Origin of the sequence: Paraburkholderia sp. SECH4, from assembly GCF_030511745.1 — a bacterium.
Lineage (GTDB): Bacteria > Pseudomonadota > Gammaproteobacteria > Burkholderiales > Burkholderiaceae > Paraburkholderia > Paraburkholderia madseniana.
Window position 1 is genome coordinate 82,616 of record NZ_JALOCP010000002.1, and the last position, 15,396, is coordinate 98,011.

General features: G+C 61.9%; 15 protein-coding genes. 13 read left to right on the forward strand and 2 right to left on the reverse strand.

Going from position 1 to position 15,396, the window contains the following annotated elements; translation table 11 throughout:
- Positions 1 to 15: 15 nt before the first annotated feature.
- Positions 16 to 738, forward strand: a complete 723-nt coding sequence (mtgA, locus tag M0D67_RS03185; RefSeq protein WP_154558120.1) for a monofunctional biosynthetic peptidoglycan transglycosylase — start codon at positions 16 to 18, stop codon at positions 736 to 738.
- 22 nt (positions 739 to 760) lie between these two features.
- Here the strand turns inward: mtgA and M0D67_RS03190 are convergent, their stop codons facing one another.
- On the reverse strand, positions 761 to 1,588 hold the full coding sequence (locus tag M0D67_RS03190) for a glycosyltransferase family 8 protein (RefSeq protein ID WP_154558119.1): 828 nt from the start codon (positions 1,586 to 1,588) through the stop codon (positions 761 to 763).
- Positions 1,589 to 1,839: 251 nt separating this feature from the next.
- On the opposite strand from M0D67_RS03190, the gene M0D67_RS03195 reads away from it, so the two are divergent.
- The 12 genes from M0D67_RS03195 to pyrF all read left to right on the forward strand — a co-directional run bounded on the left by M0D67_RS03195 (position 1,840) and on the right by pyrF (position 14,855).
- Positions 1,840 to 2,820, forward strand: a complete 981-nt coding sequence (locus M0D67_RS03195) for a glycosyltransferase (RefSeq protein ID WP_154558118.1) — start codon at positions 1,840 to 1,842, stop codon at positions 2,818 to 2,820.
- A 471-nt stretch (positions 2,821 to 3,291) separates the two neighbouring features.
- On the forward strand, positions 3,292 to 4,263 hold the full coding sequence (locus M0D67_RS03200) for an IclR family transcriptional regulator (RefSeq protein WP_154558117.1): 972 nt from the start codon (positions 3,292 to 3,294) through the stop codon (positions 4,261 to 4,263).
- Positions 4,260 to 5,318: a 2-dehydro-3-deoxygalactonokinase gene (locus M0D67_RS03205; protein WP_154558116.1), complete on the forward strand. Its 1,059-nt coding sequence runs from the start codon at positions 4,260 to 4,262 to the stop codon at positions 5,316 to 5,318. Before M0D67_RS03200 ends, M0D67_RS03205 begins: the two co-directional genes overlap by 4 nt.
- A gap of 36 nt (positions 5,319 to 5,354) precedes the next feature.
- On the forward strand, positions 5,355 to 6,035 hold the full coding sequence (locus M0D67_RS03210) for a 2-dehydro-3-deoxy-6-phosphogalactonate aldolase (RefSeq protein ID WP_154558115.1): 681 nt from the start codon (positions 5,355 to 5,357) through the stop codon (positions 6,033 to 6,035).
- The gene (locus M0D67_RS03215) at positions 6,032 to 6,808 is read left to right on the forward strand and encodes an SDR family oxidoreductase (protein WP_266237279.1); all 777 of its coding nucleotides are present in this window, start codon (positions 6,032 to 6,034) and stop codon (positions 6,806 to 6,808) included. The genes M0D67_RS03210 and M0D67_RS03215 overlap by 4 nt, the downstream gene beginning before the upstream one ends.
- A 130-nt stretch (positions 6,809 to 6,938) precedes the next feature.
- Positions 6,939 to 7,937, forward strand: a complete 999-nt coding sequence (locus M0D67_RS03220) for an arabinose ABC transporter substrate-binding protein (RefSeq protein WP_154558113.1) — start codon at positions 6,939 to 6,941, stop codon at positions 7,935 to 7,937.
- 268 nt (positions 7,938 to 8,205) lie between these two features.
- Positions 8,206 to 9,741 (forward strand): L-arabinose ABC transporter ATP-binding protein AraG, encoded by a 1,536-nt coding sequence (gene araG / locus M0D67_RS03225; RefSeq protein WP_168435538.1) that lies wholly within the window; start codon positions 8,206 to 8,208, stop codon positions 9,739 to 9,741.
- 54 nt (positions 9,742 to 9,795) lie between these two features.
- A complete protein-coding gene (gene araH, locus M0D67_RS03230; protein WP_266237280.1) occupies positions 9,796 to 10,812 on the forward strand; it encodes an L-arabinose ABC transporter permease AraH in 1,017 nt (338 codons plus the stop codon).
- A 63-nt stretch (positions 10,813 to 10,875) separates the two neighbouring features.
- Positions 10,876 to 11,676: an SDR family NAD(P)-dependent oxidoreductase gene (locus M0D67_RS03235; RefSeq protein WP_154558111.1), complete on the forward strand. Its 801-nt coding sequence runs from the start codon at positions 10,876 to 10,878 to the stop codon at positions 11,674 to 11,676.
- Positions 11,673 to 12,632, forward strand: a complete 960-nt coding sequence (locus tag M0D67_RS03240; protein WP_233464709.1) for an SMP-30/gluconolactonase/LRE family protein — start codon at positions 11,673 to 11,675, stop codon at positions 12,630 to 12,632. The genes M0D67_RS03235 and M0D67_RS03240 overlap by 4 nt, the downstream gene beginning before the upstream one ends.
- A gap of 218 nt (positions 12,633 to 12,850) precedes the next feature.
- The gene (locus M0D67_RS03245; RefSeq protein ID WP_154558110.1) at positions 12,851 to 13,903 is read left to right on the forward strand and encodes an aldose 1-epimerase; all 1,053 of its coding nucleotides are present in this window, start codon (positions 12,851 to 12,853) and stop codon (positions 13,901 to 13,903) included.
- 136 nt (positions 13,904 to 14,039) lie between these two features.
- Positions 14,040 to 14,855 (forward strand): orotidine-5'-phosphate decarboxylase, encoded by an 816-nt coding sequence (pyrF, locus tag M0D67_RS03250; protein WP_154558109.1) that lies wholly within the window; start codon positions 14,040 to 14,042, stop codon positions 14,853 to 14,855.
- A gap of 16 nt (positions 14,856 to 14,871) precedes the next feature.
- On the opposite strand, the gene M0D67_RS03255 is transcribed toward pyrF, so the two are convergent.
- Complete coding sequence (locus M0D67_RS03255; protein ID WP_154558108.1) at positions 14,872 to 15,384, reverse strand: cupin domain-containing protein; 513 nt, start codon at positions 15,382 to 15,384, stop codon at positions 14,872 to 14,874.
- Positions 15,385 to 15,396: the final 12 nt, after the last annotated feature.

Consider the following 15,396-nt stretch of genomic DNA (forward strand, 5'->3'; position numbering starts at 1 on the left):
AGGACTCCAGGCACGATGAAAACAACGCGGCGCGCGAGCCGGCCAGGTCCGGTGCGATGGATCGTTTATCTCGGCGCCGTGGTGGCGATTGCGTGGCTTGCGACGCAGGCGTTTTACTTCGCGCAGATCGCGGTGTGGAATTACACGAATCCTCAGTCGACCGCTTTTATGCGGTCGGACGCGTGGCGCTTGTCGCAGGATCGGCCTGATCTGTCTGTGCAACGCACGTGGGTGCCGTACGAACAGATTTCGCACAATCTGAAGCGAGCGATTATCGCTTCCGAAGACGCGAACTTCGTGAATAACAACGGCTACGAGACCGACGCCATTTTGCAGGCGTGGGAGAAGAACAAGGCCAAGGGCAAGATCGTTCGCGGCGGCTCGACGATTACTCAGCAGTTGGCGCGGAATCTTTTTCTATCTCGTGAGAAGAGCTATATCCGCAAGGGCCAGGAACTGATCATCACGTGGATGCTCGAGACCCTGATGGACAAGCAGCGGATCTTTGAGATTTATCTCAACTCCGTTGAGTGGGGAAATGGGGTTTATGGCGCGGAGGCGGCCGCGCATTATTACTACAAGACTTCCGCTGCCAAATTGACTGCGGGGCAGTCGGCGCGGCTGGCTGTGATGCTGCCGCAGCCTAAGTATTTTGATGAGCACAGGAGCTCAGGGTATCTTGCTCAACGTTCGCGGGTGATTGCGCGGCGGATGGGGGCGGCTGAGTTGCCTGACTAGCGCCGTGCACGGCACCGGAGAGCTATATGGGCGTCTGGTCAGCGACGGGAAAGCGAAGACTGATCTCGATTGGCAAGCCGTTTTTGTCCTTCAACCTGAAGACCAGGTCTTTGGTTGCCGAGGTGAGATGCAGGATGCCGATTGTGTTGTACGGGGTGAACGGTTCGCAAAACTTTGCGTTCTCGACACTGAAAACCGGTAACGCAAGATGACATAGCCAGTTGCAAAGCGACGGCAGGGGATGCACCGGAAGTGAATCAGACCAGATTGCGCCATTAAGAGCCGTTTGATCGCAAACGAGAGTGCCATGCGTCGCTCTCAATCCTTGATCGAAATGTTGGGCCCAATGCGCCCAATGCGGTGCATCTGCTGTGAGCGCGAATACGCCCGCGTTAAAGTAATTCTGCGTTAGCGATTGAGTCGAGAAATTTTCGTTGTAGTACTGAGCGAGGCGATGCGCTCGCCATGAAGCCGTTATGTTCTGTTTATAGGCTACCTGAAGCTCAGGCACGATGCCCAATTCGCCGTCTTTCGCTGCGTTGAACAACCAGTTGAAAACGAACCGCTCCTGAACCCAGGCGTCACAGTCAATCCAGACATACATGTCATAGCCGGGGAAGTACGCGGGAAGAAACGGCCGGGCCGTTAGCGATCGCAGATAAGGCATGCGTTCGCGCATTGCCGGATCGACTGGCAGGTCCCAGCCGGGTTCGACGACGTGCGCACCCTGTGAGCAAACCCAGGCGCGGTTTTCTGCATTCAGGCCCACGTCGAGACACCCGATGTCCGAGTAGGGCTGCGGATTTCCGAATTGTTTGAGGGAATTCAGTAAGCCGCGCAAGAGGGGCATGTATGCGTCGTTTGAGGCGGTTGCTATGAGTACGCGCATTGAATGTGAATCTTGAAATTAAGTCCGTTAAAGGATATTCTTTTTAATTAAATTGGCAATGAGACAATTCTTAAAATTATTATATATGGGGTGTTGCGACTATTAATTTATTTTTAAGGATAAAAACCATCTAAAAAATATTGAGGGTAGAATGGCGTGCCTAAAAGCAGTGGCAGTATTTCGCCGCACGATTCATTGGCCCTTTCCCCGAAATGTTGAACTTCGAATTACGACCGGCGTGGACATCGGCCGCGTCTGCGGCGCCCACTATTTCCGTGGTGGTCCCGCTTTATAACCACGCCCCGTATATCGAAGCCGCGCTTGGCAGTGTGCTGAGCCAGACCTCCGCCGCTGACGAAATCATCCTGATCGACGACGGCTCGTCGGATAACGGCTTCGAGCTCGCGCAACAGGTGCTCTCGAATGTGCCTCACGCGAAGACCTTCAGGCAGGAAAATGCGGGCGCGCATACCACGATCAACCGGGGCATTGAACTCAGCAGCGGCGATTACATCGCCGTACTGAACTCGGACGACCTCTTCGCGCCGGCGAAGCTCGAATGTTGTCGGGTGATCCTTCGTGAGCGGCGAGACGTCGGCTTGATCGCGGGAAATTTGGGCATCATTGACGGTAACGGTGTTCGCCTGCAGTCGGGTTTCGCGATCGACTGGCTCGACCGTGCCCGACGCTTTCTCCATGAGACGAAGCTGCCGCAACTCGCGCTGTTGAATGAGAATTTCGTCGCGACGACATCGAACATGGTGTTCGCACGCGAGCTTTGGCGCGCGGCGGGCGGATTCCAGTCACTTCGGTATTGCCACGATCTGGACTTCCTGATGTTCGCTTGCGCTAACAGCAGCGTGTACCTCGACCTGGAAGAGGAGCACATTGCCTATCGGGTGCACCCGAACAATACGATCTGGGAAGACCAGAGCAAGGTGCGCGTCGAGGTGGCTGCGGTGATCGCACAGGCGTTATGCGCGGCTGGGCCGCGACTATTCTCGGCTGATCTCGACGAACAGGACCTGGCCGCGTTTCTGCGGGTTTTGCGCAACCGCAGGTTGACCGAATTGGTCAGCTACTTTCAGACCGTGTTTCCTGCTTTTGCGAACCGGGCGGCGTTCTACGCCCATGTCGCGGATTCCAGTCGTGTGGCTGCATTTCAGGCCGCTCTGGCTGGCGGCGGCCACTAGAACCCGTCACGAATCCGTCGCCATTGCGGCTTGAGTTTTCCCCATCCTCGCGTCGAGCCCTCGCTCGACGTTCTCCCCAAGTCTTTCGTTTCCCACGTCTCCGGGTATCCGGCCGCATAGCGAGCCCGCGCGGGCCGATCGAGCCGCGACTCGCGTTCCCACGATGTTCGCGCCCGCTTCATCGTCGGTCGCGCGCCTAGGGCTATGGTGCGGCGCATGACTGCTGCTAAATGACGTCAATATCCCAATATATGGTCCAATCATTCACATATTGGAGATTTGAAAAAAGCCGCCCTACAATGCATACCAACACGCCGGCGACGCACACAACGGATCGCCACGGCCAGCAAAAAAACCGGAGACAAGCCAGTGACGCCATCGACCTCGCGGCAGGAAGCTCGCGCTTGCAGTTCATCGCACCACGCCAGCGGCCTCGCGCCGTAGCCCACCCAAAGTCCTCTGCCTATCGCCATGAACAAAGCGATGCCTACTCACGCCGCCAGCACGTCCGCCGCCGATGTCACGCCGCAGGCGGAGCTGCCCAGTGCCGCCCCGCAACTGGCCGGCGCCGTAAAAAAGCCGCACGCCGCAGCGCCAAACGGCGTGGTCGACGAAATCGCCTTGCCGAGCACGTTGCTCGACATCACGCCGCAACAGGCCGGCACGCAAACACTGCTGCGCGGCCTCGCGATTCTGGAAGCCGCCGCCGCCGGTGTCCGCGATCTGCGCACCTTCGGCGCAGCGCTCGGCACGACCCGCAGCACCACGCATCGGCTGGTGAGCAGCCTCGTTCAGGCGCGCTATCTGCGGCAAGTGCAAGGCGGCTATCTGCTCGGCCCGAAGCTGATCGAACTCGGCACCATCGCGCTCGAACAGATGCCGCTGACGGCCGTGGCCCGTCAGCACCTCGAATCGCTCGCCGAGCAAACGCTCGACACGATCCACCTCGGTGTGCGCGATGGCGACGACGTGCTGTACATCGACAAAATCCCCGGCACCCGTGGCCTCGAAATGCGCTCGCGCGTCGGTCACCGGATGCCGCTGGCGTCGACGGGGATCGGCAAAGCCATGATGCTCGACCTCACGCCGGACGTCTGGCAGTCGCTCTTCGAAGCATCGCGGCGTGCGCTCGCCGGCGTCAGTTTCAAGCCGGATAACCGCCCCGATGCGCAGACTTTCATGCAGCGCATGACCAACTACGCCGCCGGCGGCTACACCTTCGACCTCGAAGAAAACGAAGCGTCGATCCGTTGCGTCGCGGCGCCGGTGCGCGATGCATCGGGCGCAGTCGTGGCGGCGCTGTCGGTGGCGAGCACGATTCCGTATATGTCGCTCGAACGCATGGATGAACTGATTCCGGTCGTGCAGCGCGAAGCGCGTGCGATCTCGGAGGAACTCGGCTGGCGTGCCCCGCAACCGGCAACCCGCAGGATCAAGCGATGAAGCGAGCGGTTTCTCACACGCAAGCGGCCAATCCGGTGCACGCCGCCGCGGTCGCCGACGCTACCCTCCAAGACGCAGCGCTCATTGCGCTCGACTGGGGCACGACGTCGCTGCGCGCGTATCTGTACGACGCGGCCGGCGAGGTACTGGCGACGCGGGCATCGACGGCCGGCATCATGAATTTGCCGCGTAGCGCCGAGCAAGGCGGCTTCGACGCGGCCTTCGAGGACGCGTGCGGCGCATGGCTCGAACAGGCGCCCGCCGTGTCGGTGATCGCAGCCGGTATGGTCGGCAGCGCGCAAGGCTGGCTCGAAGCACCGTATGTCGACGCGCCGGCGAGTGCGGATGCGCTGGTGGCCGGCATCGTCCGTGTGAAAGCCGCGTGCGGCGTGACGCTGCACATCGTGCCGGGCGTCCTGCAGCGCGGCGAGCTGCCCAACGTCATGCGCGGCGAAGAAACCCAGATTTTCGGCGCGCTCGGGCAGGACACAGGTGCAGCGGACAGCGGTAAGCGCGCACTGATCGGCTTGCCTGGCACGCACGCGAAGTGGGCCGTCGTGCAGGCGGGCCGCATCGAACGCTTTCACACCTTCATGACCGGTGAAGTGTTCGCGGCATTGCGAGAGCACACCATCCTCGGCCGCACGATGGTCACGCCGGATCGTCCGGATACCGCTTCGTTTCTGCACGGCGTGAACATCGCTCGCGATAAAGGTCAGGCGGGGATGCTGGCAACCGTATTCAGCTCCCGCACGCTCGGGCTCACCGGACAACTTTCGCGCGAGCAGCAGCCGGACTATCTGTCTGGTTTGCTGATCGGGCACGAACTGGCCGGTCTCGAAGCCGTGCTGACGCAACAGCAAAACTCGCTCGCCGGGCAGCATCTGCGTCTGATCGGCAATGAAGCGCTGTGCGAACGCTATCGCGTGGCACTGGTGCAATTCGGTTGCACTCACGCGGAACTGGTGAAGCACGCCACCGAGCGCGGCTTGTGGCGCGTCGCCACCCAGGCGGGGCTCGTCAAGCCCACGCCACAAGCGGCGCACGTCGGCTAATCGGCAGCGCCGCCGCTCACGAAATAAGGAACCGACATGCAACCTCACATCAATCTGCCCGCCCCGTACATGCCGCACGCGGGGTTGATCGCGGCGTTCGAGGTCTGCCCGCTGATCGCGATCATGCGTGGCGTGACGCCCGCCGATGCTGCCGAGCACGGTCAGGCGCTGTACGAAGCCGGCTTTCGCATCGTCGAAGTGCCGTTGAATTCGCCGCAGCCGTTCGACAGCATCGCGGCGATCCGCAAGGTGTTGCCGGCCGATGCGATCGTCGGTGCGGGCACGGTGCTGCATCCGAGTTTCGTCAACGACGTGAAGGCGGCCGGTGGCGAACTGATCGTGATGCCGCATAGCGACCCGGAGGTCGTCGGCGCCGCGAAGGCGCAAGGCATGGCGTGCGCGCCGGGCGTCGCGACACCGAACGAAGCCTTCATCGCGCTGAAAAACGGCGCGGATGTGCTGAAGATGTTCCCCGCCGAACAACTCGGCTGCCAGGTCGTGAAGGCGTGGCGCGCGGTGATCGCGGCGGAAGTGCCGCTGGTGCCGGTTGGTGGGATCACGCCGGACAACATGGGTCCGTTTTTGAGTGCCGGCGCGAATGGCTTCGGCCTCGGCTCGGCGCTGTACAAGCCGGGACAGAGCGCGGCGGTGACCGCGTCGCACGCGAAGGCGTTCATCAACGGGTTGCGCATCGCCCGTGCAGGCGCGAAGAAATGAAGCGGCTCGCCGACAAAGTCACGTTGATCACCGGCGCCGGGCGCGGCATCGGTGCGGCGATCGCGTTTGCGTTTGCGCGCGAGGGCGCGGCGGTCGTGCTGGCGGAACTCGATATCGAAACCGCGCAGCAGACGGCGGAACAGATCAAGGCACAAACCGGCGCACGCGTGCTGGCGGTGCAGACGGATGTGACGCAATCGGCCTCGGTTCAGCACGCGGTGAGCGAGGCTGAACAGGCGTTCGGTGCGCTCGACGTACTGGTCAACAACGCCGGCATCAACGTGTTCTGCGACCCTCTGACCGTGACGGATGACGACTGGCGCCGTTGCTTCGCGGTCGATCTCGACGGCGTCTGGAATGGGTGTCGCGCGGTGTTGCCGGGCATGGTCGAACGCGGCGCGGGCAGCATCGTGAATATCGCGTCGACGCATGCATTCAAGATCATTCCGGGATGTTTTCCGTACCCGGTCGCGAAGCATGGCGTGATCGGATTGACGCGTGCGCTCGGCATCGAATACGCGCCGCGCAACGTGCGGGTCAACGCGATCGCGCCGGGGTACATCGAAACGCAATTGACGCACGACTGGTGGAACGAACAAGCCGATCCGGCTGCCGCGAAACAGGCGACGCTGGCTCTGCAACCGATGAAGCGCATCGGGCGCCCGGAGGAAGTAGCGATGACGGCGGTGTTTCTCGCCTCGGATGAGGCACCGTTCATCAACGCCACCTGCATCACGGTGGATGGCGGCCGCTCGGCGGTGTATCACGACTGAACGTAGTGGGGCAGCAAGAACAAAGCAGCAAAGGTTTCACCGGACGACGCGCTGGCCGCGTGTGTCATACCCGGTACAAGAAGACGCGGCCGATACCTTCTCGTTATCAATTAGTCAGGAGACACGCATTATGAAACGAAGAATTTTCCTCACGCTGGCAGCAGCGGCGGCGGGTGTGCTCTTCAACGCACCGGTGGCGCAAGCCGCGGATCCGGTCAAGATCGGCTTCCTCGTGAAGCAACCGGAAGAACCGTGGTTCCAGGACGAATGGAAGTTCGCCGAAATGGCCGCCAAGGAGAAGGGCTTCACGCTGGTGAAGATCGGCGCGCCGTCGGGCGAGAAGGTGATGAGCGCTATCGACAACCTGTCGGCACAGAAGGCACAAGGCTTTGTGATCTGCACGCCTGACGTCAAGCTCGGACCGGGCATCGTCGCCAAGGCGAAGGCCGACGGCCTGAAGATGATGACGGTCGACGACCGTCTCGTCGACGGCGCGGGCAAGCCGATCGCCTCGGTGCCGCATATGGGCATCTCGGCATACAACATCGGCAAGCAGGTGGGTGACGGTCTGGCTGCGGAAATCAAGAAGCGCGGCTGGGACATGAAGGACGTCGGCGCGATCGACGTAACCTACGAACAGCTGCCGACCGCGCATGACCGCACGACCGGCGCGACCGACGCGCTGGTTGCCGCCGGCTTCCCGAAGGCGAACATCATCGCCGCGCCGCAAGCGAAGACCGACACGGAAAACGCGTTCAACGCCGCCAACATCGCGCTGACGAAGAACCCGAACTTCAAGCACTGGGTGGCTTACGCGCTGAACGACGAAGGCGTGCTCGGCGCGGTGCGCGCAGCGGAAGGCCGCGGCTTCAAGGCGGACAACATGATCGGTATCGGCATCGGCGGTTCGGAATCGGCACTGAACGAATTCAAGAAGCCGTCGCCGACCGGCTTCTACGGCACGGTCATCATCAGCCCGAAGCGTCACGGCGAAGAAACCTCGACGCTGATGTACGACTGGATCACGCAAGGCAAGGAACCGCCGATGCTCACGCTGACGAGCGGCATGCTGGCCACGCGTGACAACGTTGCCGATGTGCGCCAGAAGATGGGCCTCGCGGCAAATTAAGCGGCTGAAAGCGTAGTTAAATGAAGTGAACTGCCGGTGCGTCGTTTCTCCAAGGATTGGGCGCGCCGGCAACAGCAATACAAGATCAGCAGTTGAGACAGACCACGCTTTGTGCCCATGAGGCACCTGAAGAAGCACGGTTCACACGAAGCAGCAATTAATTGCATGGGACCGGAGTAAGGGCTTTGCATGGGACCAGAGTAACGCGCTAAAGCGCGAACTCTGGTCGACAGCTGAAGCACTAACACCGGTCGACATAGGAGGCGAAGTGTCAGCGACGCTACGTTTTGACAATATCGGCAAAGTCTTTCCAGGCGTGCGCGCGCTCGACGGTGTGTCCTTCGACGTCAACGTCGGCCAGGTGCACGGCCTGATGGGCGAAAACGGCGCAGGGAAATCGACCCTGCTGAAGATTCTCGGCGGTGAATACCAGCCCGATTCGGGCCGCGTGATGATCGACGGCAATGAGGTGCGCTTCACGAGCGCGGCGTCGTCGATCGCGGCGGGGATCGCGGTGATTCACCAGGAACTGCAATACGTGCCCGATCTGACGGTCGCGGAAAACCTGCTGCTGGGCCAGTTGCCGAACTCGCTCGGCTGGGTCAACAAGGGCGAAGCCAAACGCTTCGTGCGTGAACGCCTCGAAGCGATGGGCGTGGCGCTGGATCCGAACGCGAAGCTGCGCAAGCTCTCGATCGCGCAGCGGCAGATGGTCGAGATCTGCAAGGCGCTGCTGCGCAACGCACGCGTGATCGCATTGGATGAGCCGACCAGCTCGCTGTCGCATCGCGAGACCGAAGTGCTGTTCAAACTGGTGCGCGATCTGCGTGCCGACAATCGCGCGATGATCTACATCTCGCACCGCATGGACGAGATCTACGAGCTGTGCGATGCCTGCACGATCTTCCGCGACGGCCGCAAAATTGCTTCGCATCCGACGCTCGAAGGCGTGAAACGCGACACCATCGTCAGCGAAATGGTCGGACGTGAAATCGCCGACATTTACAACTACTCTTCACGACCGCTCGGCGAAGTGCGTTTCGCGGCGAAAGCGATCGAAGGTCATGCGCTCGCGCAGCCGGCCAGCTTCGAAGTGCGGCGCGGCGAGATCGTCGGTTTCTTCGGTCTGGTGGGTGCCGGGCGCAGCGAACTGATGCATCTGGTGTACGGCGCAGATCACAAGAAGGCCGGTGAAATCGTGCTCGACGGCAAGCCGATCAAGGTGCGCAGCGCGGGTGAGGCGATCAAGCACGGCATTGTGCTGTGTCCGGAAGACCGCAAGGAAGAAGGCATCGTCGCGATGGCGACCGTGTCGGAGAACATCAATATCAGTTGCCGCCGTCACTATCTGCGCGCCGGGATGTTCCTCGATCGCAAGAAAGAAGCGGAAACCGCGGACCGTTTTATCAAGCTGCTGAAGATCAAGACGCCGAGCCGTCGTCAGAAGATCCGTTTTCTGTCGGGCGGCAACCAGCAGAAGGCGATTCTGTCGCGCTGGCTGGCCGAGCCCGATCTGAAGGTCGTGATTCTCGACGAGCCGACGCGCGGGATCGACGTCGGTGCCAAGCATGAGATCTATAACGTGATTTATCAGCTTGCCGAACGCGGCTGCGCGATCGTGATGATTTCGTCGGAATTGCCGGAAGTGCTCGGCGTATCCGACCGGATCGTCGTGATGCGCCAGGGTCGGATTTCCGGCGAGCTGGCGCGTAAGGACGCAACGGAACAATCCGTGTTGGGCCTCGCCTTGCCGCAAAGCTCGACAGCGCTGCCCGGAACCGCAGCCACCGAGCAAGCGGCCTGAACATTATTTGGACGAAAGTCCGGCAACCCGTGGGGAACGGGAGGAGTCTTCAACATGCAAGCCAGAGAAAACCTCGCGCAACAAGCCGCAAAAAGTGCGGCCGAAGCGCTGATTCCGCAAGGCAACGACAAGGCGAAATGGTGGCAGCAGATCACCGAGTACAGCCTGATTCTGATCTTCATCGTGATGTTCATCACGATGTCGCTGACGGTCGACCACTTCTTCTCGATCGAGAACATGCTCGGTCTCGCCCTGTCGATTTCGCAGATCGGCATGGTCGCGTGCACGATGATGTTCTGTCTGGCGTCCCGCGATTTCGACTTGTCGGTGGGTTCGACGGTCGCGTTCGCCGGTGTGTTGTGCGCGATGGTGCTGAACGCGACCGGTAACACGTTCATCGCGATCATCGCGGCGGTGTTCGCGGGTGCGGTGATCGGCTTCGTCAACGGCGCCGTGATCGCCTACCTGCGCATCAACGCGCTGATCACGACGCTCGCGACGATGGAAATCGTCCGCGGTCTCGGGTTTATCGTGTCGCACGGTCAAGCCGTGGGCGTGTCGTCGGATACGTTCATCGCGCTGGGCGGTTTGAGCTTCTTCGGCGTGTCGCTGCCGATCTGGGTCACGCTGCTGTGCTTCATCGTGTTCGGCGTGATGCTCAATCAGACCGTGTACGGCCGTAATACGCTGGCAATCGGCGGTAATCCGGAAGCCTCGCGTCTTGCCGGTATCAATGTCGAACGCACGCGCGTTTTTATCTTCCTGATTCAGGGCGCCGTCACCGCGCTGGCCGGGGTGATTCTGGCTTCGCGGATTACGTCGGGCCAGCCGAATGCCGCGGAAGGCTTCGAGCTGAACGTGATTTCGGCTTGCGTGTTGGGCGGCGTGTCGCTGCTCGGCGGTCGCGCGACGATTTCCGGTGTCGTGATCGGCGTGCTGATCATGGGTACGGTCGAGAACGTGATGAACCTGATGAACATCGACGCGTTCTATCAGTACCTCGTGCGTGGCGCGATCCTGCTCGCCGCTGTGCTGCTCGACCAGTTGAAGAACCGCGGCTCACGGGACTAACCCGGGATTGAACCCGGAAATAAACCCGCGGCTCACCCACCTTGCTCTAAAAGGAATCGAACGATGTCGTCTCCGGCCAATGCAAACGACCGCCTCGCGGACAACGCGTTTGCCCGCTATCCGAGTCTCGTCGACCGAACAGTGTTGATCACGGGCGGCGCGACCGGTATCGGCGCATCGTTCGTCGAGCATTTTGCGGCGCAGGGTGCGCGCGTCGCGTTCTTCGATATCGACGCGACCGCGGGTGAAGCGCTCGCCGACGAACTCGGCGATTCGAAACACAAGCCGCTGTTCCTGCCCTGCGATCTGACCGACATCGACGCGCTGCAAAAAGCGATCGCCGATGTGAAGGCCACACTCGGTCCGATTCAGGTGCTGGTGAACAACGCCGCGAACGACAAACGTCACGCGATTGGCGACGTGACGCGCGAGTTTTTCGACGCGGGCATCGCGGTGAATATCCGTCACCAGTTCTTCGCAGCGCAAGCGGTGATGGAGGACATGAAGGCCGCCAACGCGGGTTCGATCATCAACCTGGGCTCGATCAGCTGGATGCTGAAGAACGGCGGCTATCCGGTGTACGTGATGTCGAAATCGGCAGTGCAGGGTCTGACGCGCGGGCTCGCGCGCGACCTCGGTCACTTCAATATTCGCGTCAATACGCTGGTGCCGGGCTGGGTGATGACGGACAAGCAGAAGCGTTTGTGGCTCGACGATGCAGGCCGTCGCTCGATCAAGGAAGGCCAGTGCATCGATGCTGAACTGCAACCGGCCGATCTCGCCCGCATGGCCTTGTTCCTAGCCGCCGATGACAGCAGGATGATCACCGCGCAGGATATCGTCGTCGACGGAGGCTGGGCGTGAGTGCCGGCGTGTCTGCGGGTTCGGATGCGGGTGCGGCTTTGCCTGCACACAGCGCGGCGCTGCTGCTCGACACGAAATGCACGCTCGGAGAAGGCGCGACGTGGTGCGCGAGGACCGATCGCTTCTACTGGAACGACATCGAAGGCGCGCGGCTGTGGCGCTATGACCCGCGCGACGGCGGCAGCACGTTCTGGCGCATGCCCGAGCGTCTCGGGAGTTTTGCGTTGTGCGCCGATCCGCGCTACCTGCTGCTCGGATTGGCGACGCATCTGGCGTTCTTCGATCTGACAACCGGCGAGACGCAGCGTATCGTCGACGTCGAACCTGGCTTGAACACGCGCGTGAACGACGGCCGCTGCGATCGTCAAGGTCGTTTCGTATTCGGTACGAAAGACGAAGGCTCGCCGCTGCAGGCGGTCGGCGGGTTTTATCGTCTGAATCACGATTTGTCGCTGGAGCGATTGCCGTTGCCCGCACCGGCGATCTCGAACAGCATCGCGTTCAGTCCCGACGGCGCGGCGATGTACTACTGCGATTCGCCGACGCGTGAAATTCGCGTCTGCGACTATCGCGCGGACGGCAGCATTGCCAACGACCGCGCCTTTACGACATTAACGGACGCGACCGGCGAGCCCGACGGCTCGACCGTCGACCGCGACGGTGGTGTGTGGAACGCGCAGTGGGGCGGCAGGAGAGTAGTGCGATATGGCCCCGACGGCGTGGAAACCGAGCGTGTCGACGTGCCGACTGCGCAGCCGAGTTGCGTCGCGTTTGGCGGCCCCTCAAGAGGACTTCCGTCAGGGCCTGTGCAACTGGACACGTTGTACATCACGAGTGCGCGTATCGATCTCGATGCCGCCGCGCTCGCGGGCGATTCTCATGCGGGCGGCGTGTTCGTCGCAACGCCCGGACGACAAGGTTTGCCGGAGCCGGTGTTCCAAGGCGCGCCCGCATAGCGCAGAATGGCGCAACCTCAGTCTCGAGGCAGCAGAGTGTAGTCGCGCAGTGACTTTGTAAGTGAACCAGCGTTGATGTCGCAAACCCAGTGCCAGCAAATCGGCAGTAGATCGGCAGCATGCAGTTCGGACCCTGAGGCGACCTGTGCAAAAAAAATCGCCCAACAGCATCCGTCAGCAATGACGGCAACGTCCCACGCCTCTCGATGGAGCCAGATATGACTGTTGCGAATCCTGTTTCCGCCTCTTCTCAGAGCCGACGCGCGCGACTTAACGCGGCGGCCAATCCGGTGCTTCCGGGTCCCAGTACTTCTGCGGTTGCGGTCGGTGAGACGAGCGGCGGCGAGCTCGCGTGCATCACGCTCGCCAACGCGCATTTGCGCCTCGATGTCGCGCCGACGCTCGGTGGCGGCGTCACCCGTTTCGATTGGCGCAACGACGGCGCGCTCACGCCGATTTTCCGGCGCTGCCGTCACATCGCCTCGGATACCCAGCCGAACCAGTTGGCATGCTATCCGCTGCTGCCGTATTCGAATCGCATCGGTGGCGGTCATTTCAATGTGGCGGGGCGGCGCGTCGAGGTGCCGCAAAATCGCGCCGACGAGGCCTTGCCGATTCATGGCGACGGTTGGCTCTCGGCCTGGCAGGTCGCGGAGTCGGACCGCGAAAACGTCCGTCTGACGCTCGATCGCCACGACGGCAAACCGTACGCGTTCCGCGCGACGCAAACCTATACGTTGGACGGCCCCACACTCGTCATCACGCTGGACATCGAGAATGCCGGCCGCGAGGCGCTGCCTTTCGGGCTGGGCGTGCATCCATTTTTTGTGCGTGACGCCGACACCGAACTGTCGGCGGCGGCCGGCGGCCTGTGGCTTTCCGGCGACGACTGGCTGCCGGTGCGCCACGTGCCGGCGCCGCCCGCATGGCAATTCGGCGTGGCGTATCCCTTGCCGGAAACCATCGTCAATCACGCGTTCACGGGCTGGAGCGGGCAGGCGGCGGTGGTGTGGCCGAAGCGGCGGCTGTCGCTGAATATCGCCGCCGACACCGATTACTACGTGCTGTACACGCCGCCGCGCGAAGACTTCTTCTGCTTCGAGCCAGTCGATCATCCGATCAACGCGATGAATCTGGCGGGCGGCGCGTGCGAGAACGGAATGACGATGCTCGCGCGCGGCGAACGGCTCACGCGCACGTTCCGCTTTACCGTCGAACGCACGGGTTTGCGCTCGATGCCGGGCGCACGTGGTTCGCGCCGGCGGCAGTAAGGGGAGAGCAGGGCGGAGCAGTACGGCGTACCCGTCACGCCCCAGCCTGAGCCGGTGTGACGCGTGGCGGCGGCTTGCCGCGTAGGACAGGTAAAATACGCGCCTCTTCCGTTATCGGCTCGCCGCGAGACTCACCATGTCCAATTTCATCCAGACACTCAACGACGCCTGGCAGCGCACGAACTCGCTGCTGTGCGTCGGCCTCGATCCGGAGCCCAGCAAATTCCCGGGCGCGCTCGCGGGCCGTCCCGAAGCGATTTTCGACTTCTGCCGCACCATCGTCGATGCGACCGCGCCCTATGCGTCGTCGTTCAAGCCGCAGATCGCCTACTTCGCCGCTCATCGCGCGGAAGACCAACTTGAGCAGTTGATCGCGCACATTCATACGAACCACCCGGGCTTGCCGGTGATTCTGGACGCGAAGCGCGGCGATATCGGCAGCACCGCCGAGCAGTACGCGCGTGAAGCCTTCGAGCGGTATCAGGCGGACGCGGTGACGGTGAATCCGTATATGGGTTTCGATTCGATCCAGCCGTATCTGGAGCACGAGGGCAAGGGCGTGATCGTGTTGTGCCGGACCTCGAACGCGGGTGGTTCGGACCTGCAGTTTCTGGAGACGGGCGGACGTCCGCTGTATCAGGTCGTCGCGCAACTGGCGGCGGACAAGTGGAACGCGAGCGGCCAGTTGGCGCTCGTGGTTGGCGCGACGTTCCCGAAGGAAATCGAAGTGGTGCGTGGGATCGTCGGCGATATGCCGCTGCTGATTCCGGGCATCGGCGCGCAAGGCGGCGATGTTCAGGCGACGGTCAACGCCGGCCGGACGGCGAACGGCACGGGCATGCTGATCAACTCGTCGCGGGCGATTATCTACGCCGGTAAGGATGACGATTTCGCCGAAGCCGCAGCTAAGGCCGCGATGGAAACGCGTGACCGGATCAATGCGTTCCGGTGATGGCGGATGAGGCCGGTCAGGTAACCGGCCCCAGTCGTTCGATAAACGCCGCACGCTGCGGATGCCGCGCTTTCAGCGCCTCGACATCCGCCAGCTCGAACTCGCTGAACTCAAACCCCGGCGCGACCGTGCAGCCCACGAGCGCGAACGTCGCCGGGTCCGCGCATTCCGCGGCAAACCACAGCCCCGCGGGCACCACTGCCTGAAACACGGCATCCGAATGCGTCAGCACATTGCCCAACTTGTGCGTAATCAACGTGCCCGCTTCGTCGAGCACGTGAACATTCAACGGCTCACCGGCATAAAAATGCCAGACCTCATCGGACTTGATCCGATGCCACGCCGAATGCGCGCCGTCGCAGAGCAGGTAGTAAATCGCGGTGGACGCCGAGCGCGTCTTCGTTGAACCATCATCGCGGCGCACGGACTCCGCGGATCGATACGTCTCGCTGAAAAATCCGCCTTCCGGATGCGGCTTTAGATCGAAGCGGCGGATCAACTCGTCTTTGGCTGCGTGCGAAGTCGACATGTTGGGCATCGT

Excerpts from the sequence above, each read along its gene's own strand:
- mtgA (WP_154558120.1), top strand. The coding sequence starts at position 16 with ATGAAAACAACGCGGCGCGCGAGCCGGCCAGGTCCGGTGCGATGGATC.
- M0D67_RS03190 (WP_154558119.1), bottom strand. The coding sequence starts at position 1,588 with ATGCCCCTCTTGCGCGGCTTACTGAATTCCCTCAAACAATTCGGAAAT.
- M0D67_RS03195 (WP_154558118.1), top strand. The coding sequence starts at position 1,840 with ATGTTGAACTTCGAATTACGACCGGCGTGGACATCGGCCGCGTCTGCG.
- M0D67_RS03200 (WP_154558117.1), top strand. The coding sequence starts at position 3,292 with ATGAACAAAGCGATGCCTACTCACGCCGCCAGCACGTCCGCCGCCGAT.
- M0D67_RS03205 (WP_154558116.1), top strand. The coding sequence starts at position 4,260 with ATGAAGCGAGCGGTTTCTCACACGCAAGCGGCCAATCCGGTGCACGCC.
- M0D67_RS03210 (WP_154558115.1), top strand. The coding sequence starts at position 5,355 with ATGCAACCTCACATCAATCTGCCCGCCCCGTACATGCCGCACGCGGGG.
- M0D67_RS03215 (WP_266237279.1), top strand. The coding sequence starts at position 6,032 with ATGAAGCGGCTCGCCGACAAAGTCACGTTGATCACCGGCGCCGGGCGC.
- M0D67_RS03220 (WP_154558113.1), top strand. The coding sequence starts at position 6,939 with ATGAAACGAAGAATTTTCCTCACGCTGGCAGCAGCGGCGGCGGGTGTG.
- araH (WP_266237280.1), top strand. The coding sequence starts at position 9,796 with ATGCAAGCCAGAGAAAACCTCGCGCAACAAGCCGCAAAAAGTGCGGCC.
- M0D67_RS03235 (WP_154558111.1), top strand. The coding sequence starts at position 10,876 with ATGTCGTCTCCGGCCAATGCAAACGACCGCCTCGCGGACAACGCGTTT.
- M0D67_RS03245 (WP_154558110.1), top strand. The coding sequence starts at position 12,851 with ATGACTGTTGCGAATCCTGTTTCCGCCTCTTCTCAGAGCCGACGCGCG.
- pyrF (WP_154558109.1), top strand. The coding sequence starts at position 14,040 with ATGTCCAATTTCATCCAGACACTCAACGACGCCTGGCAGCGCACGAAC.
- M0D67_RS03255 (WP_154558108.1), bottom strand. The coding sequence starts at position 15,384 with ATGTCGACTTCGCACGCAGCCAAAGACGAGTTGATCCGCCGCTTCGAT.